The following is a 19748-nucleotide window of genomic DNA, read 5'->3' as shown; positions in this document are numbered from 1 at the left end:
CTCCGCTGCTCGTGTCATCCTATCTCCCTGCACCTGTGGTCACCAACTTGGGCGATGGATTCTACGATCCGGTGCTCCCGGCGCGGTTTCCGACGCATCGCCTTCGTTTCCGAAATCAACGATGGGCCGAGCATGTAGGGCTCGGCAATCTCGACGACATGGCCTGGGAGGACCATTTCGCCAAATTTTCACCCTTAATTGGCAACTTGGAGTCGCCACTCGCGCTTCGATACCATGGCCATCAATTCGGCGTATACAACCCCGCGCTGGGGGATGGGCGTGGATTTCTTTTCGCACAGCTGCGCGACGACGACGGTCGGCTGCTCGATTTGGGAACCAAGGGGAGCGGGCAAACCCCATGGTCGCGCGGAGGGGACGGACGTCTCACGTTGAAGGGTGGCGTGCGCGAGGTGCTCGCCACGGAAATGCTCGAGGCGCTGGGGGTGCCCACATCGAAGTCGTTCAGCCTCTTCGAGACGGGCGAGATGCTCTTCCGCGGCGACGAGCCCTCGCCCACCCGCTCGTCGGTGCTCGTTCGTCTGAGCCACTCGCACGTGCGCTTCGGGAGCTTCCAGCGCCATGCCCATGCGCGGGATTTGCCGCGGCTCGAGCGGCTCCTGGAGTACGCGATCGAGCACTATACCCCGGAGGCGCGCGGGGCGAGCGGCCTCGAAGCGCGCGCGCTCGCGTTCGTGGCGGCCGCCTCCCGAAAGAGCGCGCATTTGGCGGCGAGCTTCATGGCCGCGGGCTTCGTGCACGGCGTGCTCAACACCGACAACATGGTGATCACCGGCGAGAGCTTCGACTACGGGCCGTACCGCTTTTTGCCGACCTACGATCCGAGCTTCGTGGCCGCCTACTTCGACGAAACCGGCATGTACGCGTTCGGGCGACAGCCGACCGTGATGCTCTGGAACGTGGCCCGGCTCGCGGAGGCCTTGCGACCGCTGGCCCCCGATGGCGATTTTCGCGCTGCGCTGCAATCGTTCGAGGATACTTTTCATTCGGCGATGCAATCGCGATTTCTCGCGCGGCTCGGTCTCGCGTCGCGCGGGGTGGACGAGGACGCGCGGCTCGTCGATGCCATTTTTGGCTTCCTCGACCTCGCCAAGGGGCTCGGCTACGAGCGGTTCTTCTTCGATTGGTACGGGGGAATGACGCGCGAAGGGCACGCGTTGGCCGGGCAGGCCAAAGCGCATTACGCGGGTGGTGCCTTCGACAATTTCCGCAGCGCCATCGCGCATTATGCGGCCAAAAGGCCCGAGGCGCTCGACCATCCGTACTTCGCGGGCGACGCGCCGTGCACCTTGTTGATCGATGAAATCGAATCGATCTGGAGCGCCATCGACGAACGCGACGATTGGGCACCGTTCGAGTCGAAAATTGCAGCCATTCGCACCATGGGTGCGGCGATCGAGGCGTCGGTCCCCATCATCTCGATATAGGTCTAGGTTTCGGTGTCGGAATCGCGCACACGGGGATCGGGCGCCGGGACATCGCGCGCGCGGCCCTCGCGGAGGATGGCCAGCGCTTCTTTCGTCATGCGAAAAAGGAGCGGTCCGAGGACGACGCCCCAGCCGCCAAAGGCGGCGAGGCCGCCAAAGATGGATATCAGGAGTGCAAAGGTGGAGAGCTCCAGCTGTCCATAACGCGCGAAGACGGGGCGAAGCAGGTTGTCGATGCTGCCGACCACCGCCACCCCGACCACCGCCATGATGATCGCCGCCGCCGTACGGCCGCTGAGCGCGAGGCCCACGGCCACCGGCGCCCAAACGAGGGCGGTCCCGACCGAGGGCAACAGGGACGCGACGCACGTGAGGAGCCCCAGCACCAACGCGCGTGGGATGCCAAGCGCCACATAGGTGACGGTGGCGACCAGACCTTGGGACAAGCCCGCGAGGCCGACGCCCACGAGGAGACCTCGGCCCGTTTCGTTGAAGGCGGCGGCCATTCGCCTCGTGTGAGGCCGCGCCATGGGCATGTGCGACTCGAACCATGTGTAGAGATCCGGGCCGTCGGTCAAAAACGTGTAGGTTGCATAGAAGAAAAGGAAGAAGAGGAGCAGCGCGTTGGCGAAAACACCGGCCAGCTGCCCGGCGACGCGCATGGCCGCGGCGCCGTGCTCGCGCACGAGGTCGGTGAGCCCCGGCAGCGATTTCACGGGGACGAAAAGATCGGTCGAAGGCTCCGGGGGCGCCTCGGGATCGCCGGTGGGGGAAGAGTTGGAGACCAGGGCACGAAGGGCGGTCTGGGCGCCCTCCGATTTGGACAGCTTCGCGACCAGGGTGCTCGCGTCGTGGGCCAGTGGAACCACCGCGACCACGATGGGCACGACCAGCGCGAGCACGAGCAGGACGGTGAGGGCCGCGGCCGCGCGCTTGCGCCCTCCGGTGATCTTGGAGACGCGCTCGAGCAGAGGGCGCGCCATGGTCGCGGCCCAAATGCCGAGGAGCAGGGCCGGCCAAATCGGATAACACGCCCATGCTGCGGCGACGACGAGCGCGAGGGTGATCCACTGCAAGGTACCGCGCGGCATGGGCCGAGAATGGTCGCATGCGCGCGCGGCGTCAAATTCCTCCGCCGCCGCTTCGACGCGGGTGCACGCGTGGACGTTGCGCGCGCGCACCTTGACGCTTCGACGGCGGGCCTCGTTTTCGTGGATGCATCCCCCCCGATGAATCAATTCATATGCCAATCCGCGCCGCTCGCGTGTACCGCAAAAAGCCTCGCCCGCGATGGTGCGGTGTACCAACGAGCCGTACCAACCGGCGCGAAATGTACCGCCGGCGCGGTACACCGGACCGGGCGAGGCGCCGGGCGGGGCTACGGATGCGCGGTTTTTTACGCGCAGCTCGCGGGCGGCGGCGACCATATGGCCGAGCGCGGCTTCGACCTCGGGCCAGCCGCGCGTTTGAGCCCGCAATCCGGGTTCACCCAGAGCCGGCCCACGGGGATCACCTTAATAGCGCGGGCGAGGAGGCCGACGATCTCCTCGCGGGTGGGGGCCCGCGGCGAGTGGATGTCATAGACACTGGGCCGATCTCGTTCGGGTAGCGGAAGTGACCGAAGTCCCCAAGAGCTCCATTTGGGAGCGCGATGTCTCGATGGGGACGACATCCGCATCCATGGCCGCGATGGCCTCGAGGATGGCCCCGAATTCCGAGTAGCACATGTGCGTAGGAATCTGCGTTTCATCGCGCCCCCGCGGTGGCGAGGCGGAAGGCATGGACCACCCACGCGAGGTACACGCGCCAATCGCCGCGGCGCAGCGGAGGCCTTCGCGGATGGCGGTTGGTCGACTCGAATCATCGAGATGCCCGCCGCCTCGAGATCGGCGACCTCTGGTGAGCGATTGTGCGTAGCGTGACCAAGCCACCGTCATCGGCTCGGGGCGCGCGACATCGCCGTAGAGAATGGGCGGCTGACGCAACGCGAGCCATAGCTCTGAACCCGACCCTGCTCGGTGAAGGCATAGCCCTCGAGCTGCTCGCCGAAGTACTCCACCATGTCGGCGCGCTCGAACTCGCCGTGCACGATCACATCGAGCCCGAGCTCCTCCTGCTTGGCGATGCAGCGTTGCGTCTCCTCGCGCAGGAACGTTTCATAGGCCGCGGTGTCCAGCTGCCCCGCGCGCCATGCGGCCCGTGCTCCCCGCACATCGCCGGTCTGCGGAAAGGAGCCGACGGTCGGGGTGGGCAAGAGCGGCAGCTCGAACCGCGCGCTGCTTTCGCGCCCGCTCGGGGTGGTGCGAGGCGCGTGCGTGCTCTTGGCCACGACCGCGACCCGCGCGCACCGCGGGGTTCCTCGTTCGCGACCACGCGCGACGGCTGGCGAGCGCCCGCCGGTGCGCGGCATGGACGCGCGCGTCCCCATCGAGCACCAGGTACGGGTCGTCGAGGTGCACCCACGCGACACCTTTCGCCGCCAGGGTGGCGAGCAGCTGCTCGTAGATGAGCAGGAGGTCCTCCAGCGCAGCCAACGTGGAGGCGCCTGGCGCATGACCGGGCGCGAGCTTCGACCCGAGGAGAAACGTCACCGGCCCGGGGATCACCGGGCGCGGCGCGATGCCGAGCGCGCGGTTCGGTATGGCGGAGACGGCGACCGCCATTTCATCGCCCGCTTACCGCTGCGGGGCAGTCCCGGATTCGCACCGGATCCTCGTCCGACTGCCAGCCGTATGGATGGGCGCGAGCTCGCGCCAGCAGGATAGGTGGGAGTGGGTGGACTCATTTAAGTTCCAGCAAAACATTTTAGCCACACTCGACGATCCGCATGGACAAGATTGTCCAAGAAGGATAACTGGCGTTCCTCGTAAGTGGCCATTAGCAGGCAGCGGCACGCTGCGTGCACAGGCACGCCGTACTTTTACGCGCGGGTCTGGGGGGCCGCATCCATCCGCCAACGACGCCGGCGCACGTTCGCCGCGCGTGGAGGTCCCGTCCATCGTGCGATTGAAGCGTTCTCTTCTGATTTCGCGCTTTGCGCGTTTCGTTCGTTTTTCGCGACTGCCTCTTTCGCGTCTTCCCGAGGGGCGTCTGGGGTTCGTGCTCGCAGGTGTTCTTGCCGCGGCGGCGTGCGCGGGCACCGGGGTTGGTTGCTCGATCAGCACGGAGCCCGACGCGCCTCCGGAGGGTTCCGAGGCTCACGAGAAGGTCACGGGACTTCGCAATCGGCTCGGGCTGCGACTCACGTACGACGAGCAAGCGCAGCGTGTCGATGCGAGCACCAACCGTCCGCTCGAAGACGACGAACGTCTCTTCGTTCGCGTTCGGCGCGGCACCCTCTCGGAGCAAACGCAACACGATCTCGCGTGCACCGATCTCGCGTCGCAGCCGGACACCGCCGCGGGCAAAGGCGTGTGGCGTGCGGGCACGGTGCGCTTCGAAGGGCCCAAGGTTGCCACAGAGCTGCTGGCGCTGCGCACCATGTTCGACTCCGAGGTGTGGCTCACGGGTCCCATCACCGACACGATGCGCGACGAGCTGCAAAAGGGTACGGACGCGATCGTCGAAGGGTGCGTGCTCAAAGGCGAGCGGGTGCAGGCGAAGGTGCAAACGACCTTGTGGTACGCGATGGATCTCGGGCGGCGCGAGCTCGGGGGCGCGAGCTTGGATCGGCACGTCGCGGCGGTGGATGCCGGTGCGGGCGGGCCACGCGCGGCACGCGAGGTGCGCGAGGTGCGCGAGCTGCGCGAAGGCGTCCGCATCGATAGCATGGAGGAGTACGCGGCGCTCTGTGTGGCGGAGCTCGGCGAGATCCCCTTCTTTCGAAAGAAGAGCGATGGTCGCTACGACACCTACGACTGCCGCGACTTCAAGAACGGCGAGGATGGCTCGGCGCTGCCCGAGGTGGAGGGCGCCCTCATCCCCCTCACGGCCTTTGACGTGCCCAAGACCAAGTGCGACCGAAACAAGGGGCATTACGATTACGACACCAGCGCCAACTACGATTGCGTCACCAAGTGCGATAAGCCGCAAAACCTCTTTAGCGCCTGCGAGCCCGGCCCCACGGTGAGCACGGCCAAGAACGACAAGGGCACGCACTGGGTGCTCCTCTGCCGCGCGGCCGACGTGGCCGCCAACGTCGGCAACACCACCGACGGCGCGATGCTGAAGACGAAGACCTTCCGCGATATGGCGATGATTGGCCACAACCCCAAGACGGGCAAGACGTGCTTCTTCCAGAACAAGCTGGGCCTGACCAAGGACGGCGCCCACGTCTCGCACCCGGCCGACCTCGAAAAGTCCAAGAACGTTTGGGATACGCCCAAAGGCTACTGCATGGGCAGCTGCCACTCGGCCGATGCCTACATCCATAGCCCCTGGATCGATGGCGCCCTCCGCAAGAACGGCAACACCATCGTTCCCAAGATGGGCGAGCACCCGGACTTTCCAATCAGCTGGCTCGATGCGCCGTACTCCGTGGTCAACATGGACGCGCAAGGCTCCGGCTGGTCGATCGGGCAGCAGCTGGTGAGCGAGGAGGCCTCCGCCTGCACCACGTGCCACCGCGTGGCCGGCACCACCATGATGAGCAAGTTCTCGGCGTGGGGAACGGCGACCTCGGTGGACACCGATCCGTTCTTCGCCAAGGTGACCGACTCGTACAAAAATTCGTTCAAGAAATCGCACTGGATGCCGACCAACGTGGACATGTGGGACGCAGCATCGTGGCAAACGTCGAAGTGGAAGAAAGCCACCGACCATATCGTGGCGTGCGGCAACGCGCCCCGAAGCGCGGGCTGCATCTTCGACGATGTTCCGCGCGGCAGCCGTTAGCCCGTCCCTTCTCCGACGACCTTCCGACAGGACGCAACCCATCATGCGATTCACGCGATTCATCCGTTCGACACGATTCATGCAGTTTGCACATTTCACGAAGACGCCGCGCGCGGCGCTCCTCGCGCTGCCGCTCGCCTTGCCGCTGGTCTCCGCGTGCTCCTCGGCGCCGTCCAAGTCCGGCGAGGGCGACGCGCGCCATGGCGACGAGGACGTCGGCATCGCGGCTGCGTCGTTGACGACCGAGGAGCTGGCGAGGGCGGCCCTCGCCGCGCTGGGCAAGGTCGAGGGACGGCGGGAGCAGTGCACGCGCTGCCACGACGTGAACCGAACGTCGCTGCGAAAGTGGGCGGCGCATTACAGCGCGACCATGGCCACCTTGCGCGATTCATCGAAGCCAGCCGCGCAGCGGGTCAATCAACTTCGCCGCAACCCGAACGATCCCGGCTCGCCGTTCGTGCCGGACAAAATTGGCTTCTTGGCGGGCGGCGCGCATTTCGGGGTGGGCCCCCAAGTCAACCCCGAGCGGCACCCGAAGACGCTCGCGCAGAGCAAGCTCCTGGCCAGCTTGTTCGCGAGCGAGGACGACTATGCATCCTTCCGCGAGAAGGTGCGGATGCCCATCGATCCCACCTACGAGCGCCTCACGGCCACCGAGTACGAGGCGGTGCTCACGTGGGTCGAGCAAGGCATGCCCAAGCTGGACGAGCTGGTGCCGGCCGACGGCCAGCCGACCACCTGCGTGGACAACTTCGCGGACTTGAAGAACCACGCCCGGGCCATGCTCACCACGGGGTGGGCCGCCGTCAACCGCGACAACCATATGCCCATGTTCGCGTGCGCCGCGGGGAGCGCGCCGCTCGACTGTTTCAAGCAGCAGTACAACGGCAAGGACATCTTCCCGGACGCCAAGACCACCACCTACGGAAGCACCTGGGCCGCCGCCGGGACCACCGTGCGCATCCTGCGCACCTGGGCCTTCGAGAGCAGCTTCTGGACGCGCAGCTCCGCGGATGGGCGCTTCGTGGGCACCGGGGTCTCCAGCGGAGGCCCGGCCGGCTACCACGCGGCGGTGAGCGATCTGGCGGCGGCGCTGGATCCCGCGGGGCCGCGCACGCGCGACATCTGGCTCAACGCCTCGTACGATCCCAGCTTCTACCCCGACAACACCGGCTTCCTCTTTCAAGCGACGCCGCGCGGGCTCTCGATCTGTGGCCAGAGCTTGCTCACCGATCCGCGCACCCGTTATGTGAGCTTCCGCGAAGCTTCGTGCTCGGGGCTGGGGAGCAACAGCCTGTATCAAACCGTCGGCCAGCAAATCGGCGACAACTCGCTGGGCGATCGCTTCGTGGTGAACAGCGCGTGGGTCGGCGACAACGGGGGCTACAGCGTTCAAACCGATACGCAGCCGAGCGCCGGGCCCGATGCCGCGCAGGAGATCCACGTGCTCACGGGCGGCTCGGTCGATGGCTCCGGCTACCGCATCGGGCAAACGGTGCGGGTGCGCACGCCATATGAAGGGGACACCATGATGTCGCCCACGTCGAAGCTTTTGGCCAATCGGGTCAATGGAAACGTCAATGGCCAAGACATGCAGCTCGGATATACGATCCGGCGGGTCTCGGCGACGATGAACGATACGGGCTATTCGTTCGTGCTCGGCGAGGCGGGCCGCATTTGCATGCCGGGCGCCAAGGCGAACTTCTCGTACGACGAGCGGTTCCTCGTGACATACCACTACTTGACCCGCGCCGACTTCGCGTCCGATGCGGACTATGCGCCCTACCGGCGCTCGCCCGCGAGCGACATTTACCTGGCGGACTTCGTCACCGGCGAGAAGCTGCGGGTGACGCGGATGAAGCCGGGGCAGTTCGCGCTGTTTCCGCACTTCCGCTCCGATGGGTGGCTCTACTTCACCGTGCGCGACGTGGCCAATCGCAAGGAATACGTGGCCGCGACCGACGTGGCGCTGCGGCGTCCGCCCACCGAGAGCCCGTAGTCGTGCGCTCCGGTACGGCCATCGGCGTGGCGGCGATCGCGCTCGCGGGGTGGGGGGCCGCGTGCTCGGGATTTGGCGGTGGGGGCGAGTCGGTCGCACGCGATGAGTCGGTCGCACGCGACGAGAACCCGCTGCGGCCCATGGAGCGCACCATGCTGGGCCCTGCGGCGCCGTACCCCGCGGATCGGGGGCTCCGCGCGCGAACCACGGAGCTCGATGGCTCCATCAAGGCGCGGCGCGCCGCCGCCTGGGAAGCGGTGGCGCGTGCGCTCGCGCCGGTGGCCATCGCGGAGCAGGCGCTCCCGCTCGATGCGGGGTGTGCCGATGCGCGCGATGGGGGAGACGGTGGCGACAGCGGCGCGGCGGCGAAGGTGCCGGCGTTTCGCACGTGGTATGGCAAGGACGATTTCGAGCGCGCCTTCGCCACCGCCTTTTCGGCGATGAGCCCCGAGGACCGCGAAAAACGCCGGGCGCTCGGCGACGATGCCATCGCGGCGGCGCTCGCCAAGAACGCGAGGTCGCGCGGTTCGGCCTCGGGCAGCGACTACGCCAACCGGCTCGCGCTGGTGGTCGACGGCCCGGCGCTCGAGGGCATCGGCGGCAACGCGCGCGTGTCATACAGCCCGGGCGCGGTGGCGCACCTGATGAAGAGCTACGCGCACACGCGCGACTGCCGAACGCCGCGTACGGACGATCCGGTCCCCTCGCCCACCAGCTTTGCGCCGTGCTTGGGCGAGGAGATGCCCCCCGACGCGGCGGTGGTGAAGACGTCGTGGAGCCGCGCCAACTTCGGGCAAAACGTGCCCGTGTACGAGACGTCGGCCAAGGCGCTCGCCGGCCGGCTGCGCGGCGAGGTCGATGACGGGGGTTGGGGCGCGGGGACCGGCAGCGCATCGCCTGCCCCAACGGAGATCTATACGATTCGGCTGACCGATCGCGCGAGCTACCGGCTGGCGGGCATGCACCTGATGACCAAGGAGCTGCGCGAGTGGCTCTGGATCACCTTGTGGTGGTCGCCCGATCCCGACAGCGACTTCGGCGCCGACCGGCCCGAGGCGATCCGGCGGCTGGGCGGGCCCTGGTCGCACTACAAAATGTGCGTGGTGACCTCGTACGAGGAGCGCGATCCCGATCCGCGCGGCGGCTACGAGGGCTCCCTCGGCGACGCGCTCGAGGCGGTGCACGGGGGCGCGTCTGCGCCCACCTGGTGCAGCAACCCGTCCATCGAGCGGGGCGCGCACAACGCGCAGACCAACTGCATCGGTTGCCACCAGCACGCCTCCACCGATCTCACCAGCGAGGCGATCCTCGGCAACCCGGCGCGCTTTCCGTCGAGCGGGCGCACGCGCCTGCGTCAGAGCTTTCTCTCCGATTACCTCTGGGCCCTGGGCTCCCCGCCCGAGCAGCTCACCGAGATCATCCGGCGCCAGATCGGCGAGTAGCTCCGAGGTCATGACGGCGCGCGCGTCGAACGGGCGCGCGCGTCGAACGGGCGCGCCTACGCGTTCGACAGCGCGCGCACGATGGTTTGACGGAGCCACTGATGGCCATCGTCGTCGTTGGCGCGCTCGGCCCACACTTGGGTCAATTTGTAGTGCGCCAAGCGGATGGGGAGCTCGATGATTTCGAGCTTGAGGGAGCGCTCGAACGTTCGCGTGAGGCGCTCGGACACGGTGAGCGCCAGATCGTTCTGGGCGACCACGAAGGGCGCGACCAGGAAGTTCGGCACCGTCAGCACCACCCTTCGCTCAAGGCCATGTTTGAGGAGCGCTTCGTCCACCACGCTCACGGCGGGGCTGCCGAGCGCGAGCCACGGGGCGACGACCACATGGGCGAGGGCCGCGTATTCGGCCGCGGTGAGGCGCTTCTTGTTCGCGATCGGGTGGCCCTTTCGAACCACGCAGACCAAGCGCTCCTCCAAGAGATCCTGGCTCCGCAAGGTGGGCGCAATTTTGTATTTGCGCCCGAGCTTCAAGTCGGCGTCGCCCCGCTCGAGCACGGAGACCCAGTCGTCCGGGAGGCGGTGCACGCGAAGATCGATCTTCGGGGCCTCGCGCGCGAGCAGGGCCATGAGCCTCGGTAAGAGGTAGAGCTCGAGGTTGTCGGTGCCGACGATGTGAAAGGTGCGCTCGGCGGTCAGCGGGTCGAACTTCTCGCGGCGGACGAAGACACGTTCGAGCTGCGCGACGGCCGAATCCACGGATGGGATCAACGACTTCCCGAGCTCCGTGAGCACCATGGATCGCCCCACCTTCACCAACAAGGCGTCGTCGAAGTGGGCGCGCAAGCGGCCGAGAGCATGGCTCATCGACGATTGACTGAGCCCCACGCTCTTGGCGGCGCGCGTGACATTGCGCGCGTGCAGGAGCGCGCGAAGAGCGACGATGAGGTTCATATCCATGCCGTGAAGGAGCATCCCCGAAAAGGGCACCGGACCTCGCCAGCTGTCAAGCGCGGTCGGCCGCGAAGGCGCAGGGCGTGCACCCTAGGCGGGGGACTTTGCAAAGTGGGAATGAATACTTCCCATACCTGGCATGCACGCCATCGATGCTCGGTGGCCCATGGGCCGCGAGCCTCCATTCGTGTCATCGATGCTTGCTATGGCAATTATCGATGCCCATATCGTTACGGATGAGCTATAGGTAACGTGGGACGAGTTTTCGCCGTCCCCAAGAATGCTGAGGAGACGCAGATGAAGGTGATTACGTACGATCGATTCCGACCCGGCGTGACGATGGAGACCATCAAGCCGCTGCTGGCCGAAGAAGTCGCCCACGCTTGGAGGCTCTGGAAGCAAGGCATCATTCGCGAAAACTATTCGAGGGTCGACGAGCCGGGGGTCGTCATCGTCCTCGAGGTGGAGAACGTGGAGGCGGCAAAACGAATCTTGGCCGATTTCCCGATGACCAAAGCCGGATACCTCGAATGGTTCTACATCCCCGTCACCGTCCCCTTCCCGCTCGAAGCCATGTTCGACCAAGCGAGCCTCGAACGGGTCAAAATGCCCGACTCGGAGCTGGAATGGTCGCGGGGCCAATCCGTCTCGAACGGCTCGAATAGCTCGAACGGCGTGAGCGGCGAGGCCTGATATGAACGAGGCATTCGGGCTCACCATTCCGCGCAACTTGGAAGACATTTGCAACCCGCGTGAAATGGCGCTGATCGTTTACGATATGCAAGTCGGGATCGTCAGCCAGGTGAAGAACGGCCCCGAGGTCGTCGCCAAGGTGGCGGAGGTCCTCGAGGCCGCGCGGCGCGTGAACATGCGCACCTTCTTCACGCGCCACCTCTCGCTCCCGCGCGAGCTCATGGGCTCCTTTCAGTACCGCATGGCCATGGCCTGGCAGCGGGTCGACCATCCGGACCTGGTCAAGCCTTGGTTTCTCCGCGATACGCCGGGCTTCCACATCGTCCCCGAGCTCGAGCCGCGGCCGAACGAGGCCATCTTCGACAAGCTCGCCATGTCGGCCTTCGAAGGCACGCCGCTCACCATGGCGCTGCGCGATTGCGGTATTCGCGCGGTGGCCATCTGCGGCCTCGCCATCGAGGTGGGCATCGAGCCGACCGCCCGCCACGCGGCCGATCTGGGGATCATTCCGGTCATCGTGCGCGACGCCTGTGGCTGCGGCCACGACGCGGCCGCCGAGCGCTCCGTGGCCAGCTTGAACTTCGCGGGCGACTCCATCGTCACCAGCGTGACCTCGTTCCGCGAGCACCTCGGCCAGGCTGCGCGCGCGGACTGACCGCCATCCGCGGTCTCGACGCCGTCAGGGCGCGGGGTCGGGCTCGCAGGCGCGCGCCAACCCGTAGCCGTCTTCGTACATGCGGTAGCGGACGATGCGTCCATCGGCGATCGTGAACGCGGTGGCGAACTCGCTCTCGAACACCTTGCCCGTGCTCTTGATGCGCGAGCTCAGCTCGCCCAGGACGACGGCCGTGTCTCCATCCACCACGATGGACTTGATCTCGTAACGAATCGGCTCGATGGCCGCGCGAAGGTCGCGGATGAACGCTGCGACCCCTGCGCGGCCTTTGCGGGGGCCGATCCAAAAGGCGCGCTCGACCGGGCCCGGGATGTCCCAATCGGCATCGTCGCTGAAGAAGGCGGCCGTGTCCTCGGGATCGCCCCAGGCTCGGTAGGTGGTGAAATAGTCGTCGATGATCGCGCGGGTCACGTCGGTCGGCATGGGCTCCTCATTTCTGTCATTGCTACTACACAATGATGGGCCCTTGCCGGCGGAGGTCAATGGGTTTATGTATTTTTTACTACATAAACCATGAGCACTTCCAACCGAGGGCGACCGCGCACGTTCGATCGTGAGCACGCGCTTCATCGCGCGATGGAGGTCTTTTGGGCCAAGGGCTACGAGGGGGCGCAGCTCACGGATCTGACGGCCGCCATGGGGATCAACCCGCCGAGCTTCTACGCGGCGTTCGGCTCCAAGGAGGAGGCCTTTCGGGAGGCGGTGGAGCTGTATCGGGGTACGGTGGGCGCGAGCACGCTTCGCGCGCTGGACGCGGGCGGCTCGGTGCGCGATGCGGTCGAGGGGATGCTGCTCCAGAGCGTCGACAACGTCCTGGCCGCGCCCGGGCGCGGGGGGTGCCTTTTGATCCTGGGGGTCGTGAACGTGCTGCCGGAGAACGAGCCGCTGCGCCGCCTTTTGATCGGCATTCGCGCCGAGACCGCGGCGCGGCTCCAAGAGCGGCTCGATCGGGCCGTGCAGGAGGGCGAGCTCGCCCAAGGCACCGACACGCGGGCTCTGACGATGCACTTTGCCACCGTGATGCAGGGGCTATCGCTGCAAGCGCGCGACGGGATCACGCGCGAAGACTTGGTGCGCGCGGTCAGCTCCGCGGTGCGGGTGCTGGATTTGCACCGCGGTCCGCGAGGCGCCGATCGAGCTCGTTCGAAACGACGGTGATGGCGTCGTCGGTGTGGATGCTCACGGGGCCGAGGCCGAGGGCGGCGGCTTGGATTTCGGCGAGGCGCGCGCGGGTGGGCGGGTCGAAGCCTTGGTGATCGCCGAGGACGAAGACGGGGTTCTCCACGTCGAGCCGCGCGCCGCGGACGTCGGGCGCGCCCTCCTCCAGGACGTAGTAGGTGGCAGGACCGATATCGTGGAGCACGGCCTCGAGCCCGCCGTCCACAACCGAAATGCCGCGCCTCAGCGGAACGAACGCGCCGGCCCCGGCCACGTCCTCGCCGGAGGGTACGGAGAGGGCCTTCTGCAGCAAGACGCCGAGGGTGCGCTCGTCGGGCCGGAGGAAGCGCACGATGGAGCCCTCGATCCGAAGCGCCCGGGGTGCGCGCGGGCCGCCGAGCAACACCAGGTACAGGACCGTATCACCGCGCAGGCCGTGTGAAACGAGGAGCGCGGCGCGGATGCAGCGGAGGAGCACATCGAGGCGGCCGCTCGTTCCTGCGATGTCGAGGAGTGAAAAGTCGGGGGACGCGGTGGCCTTCTGACCGATGACGACGAAACGACGCATTCGGCGCACGGTCTACCACGCGAGGGCTTCCGAGGTGCGCGGGAGATGCTTACTATTTGGGGTTTGCCCGGGGGTCCGAGGGGACGCTCGGAACGTTGGGGACAGGAGGGCTCTTCATGAACCGATTGGGTTTCTTGACCGCCATGGCGCTCACCGTGCTCGGCGGCTGCAGCGCCGCATCCGAATCGGAGTCTCCGCAGGGGATCCGCGAAGCCGACCGCGCACAGGCCGGGGTGTCCGGCGAGCGGTCCGAGACCGAGGGCGCGGCCCTGCCTTTTGCGCTTGGCGCGGGCGGAGTGCTCGGCACGGGGGGAGCGCCCATCACGGAGCTGACGCGCGAGCATGTCGCGGGCGATGTGTACCACTATGCCTTCGTCCTCTCCGTGGGCGAGACCCCCAACGCCAAGCTACGGATTCACCGGGTGGCGCGGGAAATTCGCCCCTGGCAACCGCGCCCCGCGCGCGACGCCGTGCTGCTCTTGCACGGCGATTTTGCCACCTTCGTCACCAACTTTGCGCCCTCGCTCGGATCGCCGCCTTCGCCCGGCACGGGCTTGTCGGTGTACCTGGCCGAGCGCGGCATCGATGTGTGGGGTGTCGATCGGCGCTGGGCGCGGGTGCCCGCGACGAGCACCGACACGTCGGACTTCGGGGACATGGGGGTCGCGCAGGAGATCGACGACATCGGGCGGGCGCTCGGGATCGCCCGGGTGGTACGTGCGGCCACCGGCGGCGGCGCCGGACAGCTGATCTTGTCGGGATTTTCACACGGAGGGCAGCTCGCCTATGCCTATGCCTCGACGGAGGCCAAGCGCCCCGCGCGGGAGCGCCATGTGAAAGGGCTGGTGCCGCTCGACGTGTACGCCGCGATCGCGCCCGAGGACGAGGCGCTGCGCAAAGCCGCCTGCAACAGCCGCGATTTCGAGCGCCAGGCGCTGGCCGACGGCATCGTCGATGCGGACAATGGCTTCGTGCTCGACTTGGGCGGGCGCGCGCTGGCGGCGCCGAACGCCCCTTCCCCGTACTTCGAGGCGCTGCAGCTGACCAACCGCGAGGCCCTCTTGCACATGGTGGGGCAGACGTACCGACTGTTCGAGCCGCTCCCGCCGCTGTATGCGCCGCGTTACCATCTGGCCTCGGGTGTCATCGAGCGGGGAAAGGTGATCGGGCTTCGCGAGTCGTCGGAGGACGTGGTGGCGCGTTGGTTTGCGGGCGGGGCCTTCCATCAGTCGATGCGTGAAGGGGCCGAGCTCGATGCGCTTTGGTGCAACGAAGGCCCCCTGCCCGTGGACGTGCCGCTCGAGCGCATTCGCGTGCCGCTCTTCTACATCGGGACCGCGGGCGGCTTCGGGGATCACGGTCTGTATTCGACGACCCGGGTCGGCTCGACGGACGTGACCACCCTCGTCCTGCGCCGGTTCCCGGTGGAGCGCGAGGCGGAGGACTTCGGTCACGGGGACATCTTGTACGGCCGAGAGGCGCCGCAGCGGGCGTGGCGTCCGCTCGCCGCGTGGATTCGCGCCCACGGAGGGTAGGCCACCGAACGGGCGGGTGCGCATGAGCGCGGCGGCGCAACTGTCGACCTTGACGAAGGCGCGAACTCGCATACAGTACGCGGCACGCAAGGGGAGTAGTTCCGCCGCATCCCGCGGCGCGGGGCGATCGACACACTGGCGCTTCTTCGGAAGCTCCCGGTCCCCCACCTCGCACGAGGCGAACGAGACCTTCGACCAGCAACCGTCAGGTTTACGCTGGCCGAGGTCTCGTGTGCCCTTCGAACGCTCCCCTGACGTTTGGCAGGCATCTCGGTCGGCACGAAAGGCTCCGCGATGTCCGCTCTCCTCGCTTCTTCTGTTTCTTCCGTTTCTTCTGTTTCTTCCGTTTTTGCCGTCTCGTCGGCCTCGGCCGCCTCTCCGCTGTCGGATTTTTCGGTCTTTCTCTCGGTCTTCGGCGTGATCTTCGTCGCCGAGCTTCCGGACAAGACCGCGCTTGCGGCCCTCGTGCTCGCCACACGGCACAAACCGGCCCCGGTGTTCCTTGGAACGGCGCTGGCATTGACGATTCAGAGCGTGGTGGCGGTCGCGGCCGGCGGGCTGCTCGCGTTGCTGCCGGCCCGGCCTGTCCACATCGGCGCCGGTCTGCTGTTTCTCGCCTCGGCGGTGTTCATGTGGCTTCGCAAAGAGGAGAAGGAGGCCGCGGGCGAGGGCTCCGGGCATGCGCGCGCCGAGGCTCCAACGTTTTGGCGATCGTTTGGAACGGTGTTCGGCGTGGTGTTCGCCGCCGAGTGGGGCGATCTCACGCAGCTTGGAACGGCGGCTCTCGCCGCGCGCTACCAGGCGCCGCTGCTCGTGTTCGGCGCCGCGACCTTGGCGCTCTGGTCGGTGGCGGCGCTGGCGGTGCTCGTGGGCAATCGGGCGGGCAAGCTGCTCGACGCCAACCTGACGAAGCGGGTCGCGGCCGTGATCTTTGCGGGGCTGGGCGCGGCGTTGCTCGTGGGGCTCGTGTAGCGGCGCGAACCCCGCGGCGCGAACCTCGCGCTAGAACGTGAGATCGCCGGTGGCGGAGTAGCGGAAGAAGCGGGGCTCGTCGGATTTGGGGTCCTCGGAGATTTCGCCGAGCCCCTCGTGGCGAACGTCGTCGAAGCCCGCGTAGAAGGACGCCTCGACGAGGGCCGCGGCTGCGGTTACGGCCTTGGTCGAGGGACGCCAGTCGGCCAGGTGGGCCGGCAGCTCGGGGGCGCGAACGCGGGCGGGGCCGGCCGGCGGGGTGAGAAACGTCCAGAGGTGCTCGCGCGTCTCCGGCCATGCCAGGCGAACGACGGCGGCATCGGCCGCGGAGGGATCGCCTGCGATTCGGTAGCGGACGACCGGGCGCGCGATGTCGTCCGTGGGCTCGACGGTGGCCGACGAGACGCGCGGCAAGAGCGCCTCGCGAAGGTGAAGGGGCGTGGTGTCGGGCATCGTGACCACATTTTGGGAGAGGACGGCTTTGTCGGGCGAGCTTCCATAGGAGAACTCGAGCCGGTAGGTGACATTGCCGCGAAGGGCGCGGGGCACCGAGAAGCGAAGCAACGCGTCCTCGGCCAAGGTGGCGGTGCGGCGCGGGCGCTCGAAGCGATCGTTCTCGTGCGCGACGATGGCCAGATCGCCATCGACCGAGGTCATGCCCTCTTGGAGATCGGAGAACACGAAGGTGAGCGCGCGGAACGATGTGCTCCAGGCGGGGAGCCGCACATCGGGCTTGGGGAGCTTGCCCGAGCCCAAGGTGTAGGCGATCGGCTCGCCCTTTGGGTCGATGGCTTCGCCGAGCACGGGGAAGGTTTCGCCATCGGCGACGAAGCGTTTGGCGATGGGGAGCGGGAGCGGCCCTTCGAGCTTGGCCACCTCGGTCGCGCCCACGCCCAGGCTCACCGTGTAGCGCGCCGCGTTCTTTTGCGGTCCCGGGAGGGTCACGCGGGCGGTGTTCACCACGCGCGCCGCCTCGCCCTCGTCCTCTTCTTCGCCCACGACCAGCTCGTCGCCCATCTGAACGCCGGTGATGGTGACGAGCTGGCGGATGCTGGTGCCGTAGGCGACGGTGACCATCGCGTCGCGCGGCACGTCGGCCGTGGCTTTGCCGGCCTCGTTGGACTTGGCCTCCGTGATCACGGCGCCGGTGGCATCGTGAAAGATGACCCAGCGATCGGCGAGCGGCGCGCCATCGTCGTACAGGCTTACGGTCACCGGGCCGCGCGGTCCTGGCGCCGGCGGCGGTGTCCATCCGGAGGAGGCCGGCGGCTCGGGCGCGGTGGAAGGGTCCGAGGTGTGCCGCGCGCGAACCGCGAGGATGGCGGCTGCGCCAACGATGCCGATGGCCAATGGGATCAGGAGCTGCCGCGATCGGAAGCTCACGATGCGCCTCCGTCGATCGTGGTAACTTGCGCGCGATGGGGCGGTGGCTCTTCGTTTCGGCGTGTGCGCTCCTCACGCATGCCGCGGCGCTGCGCGCGGGGTTCGTGTGGCTCGATCACGCGCACATCGAGGAAAAATTGGCGATCGCTCCGCCTTCGCGGTGGGCCGGGCTGTTCGCGGAGGGCTTCGCGGGCACCGGATTTTATCGGCCGCTCATGGCGCTGTCGCTCTCGATCGATGCGCTCGTGGGTGCTCCCCTCGCCTTTCATGCGGTCAACCTCGGGTGGCACGCGGCCGCATCGGTGATGGTCGTCGCCGCGGCCGAGGCGCTCGGGCTCTCGCGGCGGGCCGCGACCGTCGCCGGGGTGCTCTTTGCGGTGCATCCGGTCGCTCAGCTGCCGGCCCACGTCATTGCGTTTCGCTCGGAGGCGATGATCGTGGTCGCGCTCTTGGGGCTGGTGGCCGCCCACCTTCGCGGGAAGCCGCTGCTCGCGGCCCTGGCGCTTTTTCTCGGTGCGTTGAGCAAGGAGGTGGCCCTCGTGCTCGCGCCGGCCTTCATCGTGGCGCTCGAGTGGACATGTGCGCGGGGCGCAGCGCGGGGCGCCGATGCGCCGGGGGCCGATGCGCGGGACGCTGATGCGCGGGACGCCGATGCGCGGGGCGCGGCGCGGGACGCAGCGCGGGGGGCCGATGCGCGGGGCGCCGATGCGCGGGACGGGGCGCGGGCCTCCAGGAGACGTCTTTGGATCGCGGAGGCGCTCGCCTTCGCCGGGGCGCTGGGTTTGCGACTGCGGTTTGCGCCCTCGTGGCGGGCGGCACACGAGCCGCTCGCGGCGCTCGACGCGCTGGGGACGCGGTTTGGCGCCCTGGCGAAGAGCGCGGGGGCGGTCTTCTTTCCGGTCGACCGCCACATTTGCGATGCCTTTCGCATCGTGCCGCCCTGGCACCCGCTGTCGCTCTTGGGCCTCGCGGTGGCGCTCGCCGTGGTGCGATGGGCCCTTCGAAGGCGCGGCCCCGCGCTCCTGCTCGCGCTCTCCATTTTGCCGTCGCTGCACCTGGTCCCCATCATGCGCTGGTGGTCGCCGCACTATGCGTACCTGCCGCTCGCCTTCGCGTCGATGTTGGCGGCCGAGGCGATGGAGCGCCTCGATGCGCGCCAGAGCGCCCGCCCGAACGGCGTGGGGCGGGCCAACGCCGCGGCCTTGGGCGTAGGTCTCCTCTTCGCCGGCATCACCCTGTTCGATGGCAGCCGATTCGGCAGCGACACAGCGCTGTGGCGCGCGGAGGTGTCCGCGCAGCCCGCGTGCCGCGAGGGGCACTTCTACCTGGGCGAGGTCGAGCGCCAGGCGCAACGATTCGCCTCCGCCGCCAAGGAGTACGAGGCGGCGCTCGCCCCCTGGCCCGGTGTTCTCGCGTATGTGGACCGCGCGGCGGCCTTGCAGAACTTGGGCACCGTCTTCCTCGAGCTCCGCCGCTTCACCGATGCCCAGCGCGCCTTTCGCGCCGCGCTCGCGGGCGCAAAAGGCGAACGCAACCTGCGCGAGCTCGTCCACGATCTGGCCGCCGCCACCTTCGGCGCCGGCGACGCAGCCGAAGCCGCGCGCCTCCTCGAGCCGGAGACGGCGCGCCCCGACGCCTTCCCCGACTCGCTCACCCTGCGCGCCCTCGCCCTGCAAAAGCTCGGGCGCCACGAAGAAGCGCGGTCGCTGCTCGCCCGCACCGGCGCCACGAAAAGCCCCTAACCGCGTCCCGCCACGAAAAGCGCCCAAGGCCCGCAGCACCGACGCGACGCGAGAGACCCGCAGCACCGACGCGACGCGAGAGACCCGCAGCACCGGCGCGACGCGAGAGGCCCGCAGCACCGACGCGACGCGAGAGGCCCACAGCACCGACGCGACGCGAGAGGCCCGCAGCACCGACGCGACGCGAGAGGCCCGCAGCACCGACGCGACGCGAGCGGCCCGCAGCACCGACGCGACGCGAGAGGCCCGCAGCACCGACGCGACGCGAGAGACCCGCAGCACCGGCGCGACGCGAGAGGCCCGCAGCACCGACGCGACGCGAGAGGCCCGCAGCACCGACGCGACGCGA

15 protein-coding genes, 1 pseudogene and 1 riboswitch are annotated in these 19748 nt (G+C 68.0%); of the genes and pseudogenes, 10 read left to right on the top strand and 6 right to left on the bottom strand.

What is annotated here, in order from left to right; translation table 11 throughout:
* The first annotated feature begins 11 nt into the window (after window positions 1–11).
* The gene (locus LZC94_15145) at window positions 12–1445 is read left to right on the top strand and encodes a YdiU family protein (GenBank protein ID WXB18563.1); all 1434 of its coding nucleotides are present in this window, start codon (window positions 12–14) and stop codon (window positions 1443–1445) included.
* A gap of 2 nt (window positions 1446–1447) precedes the next feature.
* Here LZC94_15145 and LZC94_15140 read toward each other — a convergent pair whose 3' ends face one another.
* Window positions 1448–2923 (bottom strand): AI-2E family transporter, encoded by a 1476-nt coding sequence (locus LZC94_15140; GenBank protein WXB18562.1) that lies wholly within the window; start codon window positions 2921–2923, stop codon window positions 1448–1450.
* 420 nt (window positions 2924–3343) lie between these two features.
* Window positions 3344–3711, bottom strand: a pseudogene (locus tag LZC94_15135) (5-methyltetrahydropteroyltriglutamate--homocysteine S-methyltransferase).
* Window positions 3712–4045: 334 nt separating this feature from the next.
* Window positions 4046–4160, bottom strand: a riboswitch (cobalamin riboswitch).
* A 384-nt stretch (window positions 4161–4544) separates the two neighbouring features.
* Between LZC94_15135 and LZC94_15130 the strand changes: the two are divergent.
* From LZC94_15130 to LZC94_15120, 3 genes are all read left to right on the top strand, one after another.
* A complete protein-coding gene (locus tag LZC94_15130; protein ID WXB18561.1) occupies window positions 4545–6278 on the top strand; it encodes a hypothetical protein in 1734 nt (577 codons plus the stop codon).
* A gap of 79 nt (window positions 6279–6357) precedes the next feature.
* Window positions 6358–8277, top strand: a complete 1920-nt coding sequence (locus LZC94_15125) for a hypothetical protein (protein WXB18560.1) — start codon at window positions 6358–6360, stop codon at window positions 8275–8277.
* 2 nt (window positions 8278–8279) lie between these two features.
* Window positions 8280–9719, top strand: a complete 1440-nt coding sequence (locus LZC94_15120) for a hypothetical protein (protein WXB18559.1) — start codon at window positions 8280–8282, stop codon at window positions 9717–9719.
* Window positions 9720–9775: 56 nt separating this feature from the next.
* Here the strand turns inward: LZC94_15120 and LZC94_15115 are convergent, their stop codons facing one another.
* Entirely contained in the window at window positions 9776–10678 is a 903-nt protein-coding gene (locus tag LZC94_15115) for a LysR family transcriptional regulator (protein ID WXB18558.1), read from the bottom strand.
* A 291-nt stretch (window positions 10679–10969) separates the two neighbouring features.
* Between LZC94_15115 and LZC94_15110 the strand changes: the two genes are divergently transcribed.
* Together LZC94_15110 and LZC94_15105 are read left to right on the top strand one after the other, a co-directional pair.
* Window positions 10970–11365 (top strand): hypothetical protein, encoded by a 396-nt coding sequence (locus LZC94_15110; protein WXB18557.1) that lies wholly within the window; start codon window positions 10970–10972, stop codon window positions 11363–11365.
* A gap of 1 nt (window position 11366) precedes the next feature.
* On the top strand, window positions 11367–12020 hold the full coding sequence (locus LZC94_15105; protein WXB18556.1) for a cysteine hydrolase: 654 nt from the start codon (window positions 11367–11369) through the stop codon (window positions 12018–12020).
* A gap of 24 nt (window positions 12021–12044) precedes the next feature.
* Here LZC94_15105 and LZC94_15100 read toward each other — a convergent pair whose 3' ends face one another.
* A complete protein-coding gene (locus LZC94_15100; protein ID WXB18555.1) occupies window positions 12045–12464 on the bottom strand; it encodes a nuclear transport factor 2 family protein in 420 nt (139 codons plus the stop codon).
* Between the two features lie 90 nt (window positions 12465–12554).
* On the opposite strand from LZC94_15100, the gene LZC94_15095 reads away from it, so the two are divergent.
* On the top strand, window positions 12555–13199 hold the full coding sequence (locus LZC94_15095) for a TetR/AcrR family transcriptional regulator (GenBank protein ID WXB18554.1): 645 nt from the start codon (window positions 12555–12557) through the stop codon (window positions 13197–13199).
* Here LZC94_15095 and LZC94_15090 read toward each other — a convergent pair.
* The gene (locus LZC94_15090; protein ID WXB18553.1) at window positions 13123–13767 is read right to left on the bottom strand and encodes a hypothetical protein; all 645 of its coding nucleotides are present in this window, start codon (window positions 13765–13767) and stop codon (window positions 13123–13125) included. The two genes, LZC94_15095 and LZC94_15090, sit on opposite strands and share 77 nt — an antisense overlap.
* A gap of 116 nt (window positions 13768–13883) precedes the next feature.
* Here LZC94_15090 and LZC94_15085 point away from each other — a divergent pair, with 116 nt between their 5' ends.
* Together LZC94_15085 and LZC94_15080 are read left to right on the top strand one after the other, a co-directional pair.
* Entirely contained in the window at window positions 13884–15302 is a 1419-nt protein-coding gene (locus LZC94_15085; GenBank protein ID WXB18552.1) for an alpha/beta hydrolase, read from the top strand.
* Window positions 15303–15596: 294 nt separating this feature from the next.
* Window positions 15597–16274: a TMEM165/GDT1 family protein gene (locus LZC94_15080; GenBank protein WXB18551.1), complete on the top strand. Its 678-nt coding sequence runs from the start codon at window positions 15597–15599 to the stop codon at window positions 16272–16274.
* Between the two features lie 30 nt (window positions 16275–16304).
* Here the strand turns inward: LZC94_15080 and LZC94_15075 are convergent, their stop codons facing one another.
* On the bottom strand, window positions 16305–17657 hold the full coding sequence (locus tag LZC94_15075) for a hypothetical protein (GenBank protein ID WXB18550.1): 1353 nt from the start codon (window positions 17655–17657) through the stop codon (window positions 16305–16307).
* Window positions 17658–17692: 35 nt separating this feature from the next.
* Here LZC94_15075 and LZC94_15070 point away from each other — a divergent pair, with 35 nt between their 5' ends.
* On the top strand, window positions 17693–19399 hold the full coding sequence (locus LZC94_15070) for a hypothetical protein (protein ID WXB18549.1): 1707 nt from the start codon (window positions 17693–17695) through the stop codon (window positions 19397–19399).
* Window positions 19400–19748: the final 349 nt, after the last annotated feature.

The sequence above is a fragment of the Sorangiineae bacterium MSr11954 genome, from assembly GCA_037157815.1.
In the GTDB taxonomy this organism is placed as follows: domain Bacteria; phylum Myxococcota_A; class Polyangia; order Polyangiales; family Polyangiaceae; genus Pendulispora; species Pendulispora albinea.
The sequence above is the reverse complement of the archived record's forward strand: the minus strand, read 5'-3'. Positions and strand labels throughout refer to the sequence as shown.

What these genes read in the sequence shown, in the direction of transcription:
- LZC94_15095 (WXB18554.1), top strand. Translation starts at nt 12,555, where the DNA reads ATGAGCACTTCCAACCGAGGGCGACCGCGCACGTTCGATCGTGAGCAC.
- LZC94_15080 (WXB18551.1), top strand. Translation starts at nt 15,597, where the DNA reads ATGTCCGCTCTCCTCGCTTCTTCTGTTTCTTCCGTTTCTTCTGTTTCT.
- LZC94_15110 (WXB18557.1), top strand. Translation starts at nt 10,970, where the DNA reads ATGAAGGTGATTACGTACGATCGATTCCGACCCGGCGTGACGATGGAG.
- LZC94_15090 (WXB18553.1), bottom strand. Translation starts at nt 13,767, where the DNA reads ATGCGTCGTTTCGTCGTCATCGGTCAGAAGGCCACCGCGTCCCCCGAC.
- LZC94_15100 (WXB18555.1), bottom strand. Translation starts at nt 12,464, where the DNA reads ATGCCGACCGACGTGACCCGCGCGATCATCGACGACTATTTCACCACC.
- LZC94_15105 (WXB18556.1), top strand. Translation starts at nt 11,367, where the DNA reads ATGAACGAGGCATTCGGGCTCACCATTCCGCGCAACTTGGAAGACATT.
- LZC94_15125 (WXB18560.1), top strand. Translation starts at nt 6,358, where the DNA reads ATGCAGTTTGCACATTTCACGAAGACGCCGCGCGCGGCGCTCCTCGCG.
- LZC94_15115 (WXB18558.1), bottom strand. Translation starts at nt 10,678, where the DNA reads ATGGATATGAACCTCATCGTCGCTCTTCGCGCGCTCCTGCACGCGCGC.
- LZC94_15085 (WXB18552.1), top strand. Translation starts at nt 13,884, where the DNA reads ATGAACCGATTGGGTTTCTTGACCGCCATGGCGCTCACCGTGCTCGGC.
- LZC94_15070 (WXB18549.1), top strand. Translation starts at nt 17,693, where the DNA reads ATGGGGCGGTGGCTCTTCGTTTCGGCGTGTGCGCTCCTCACGCATGCC.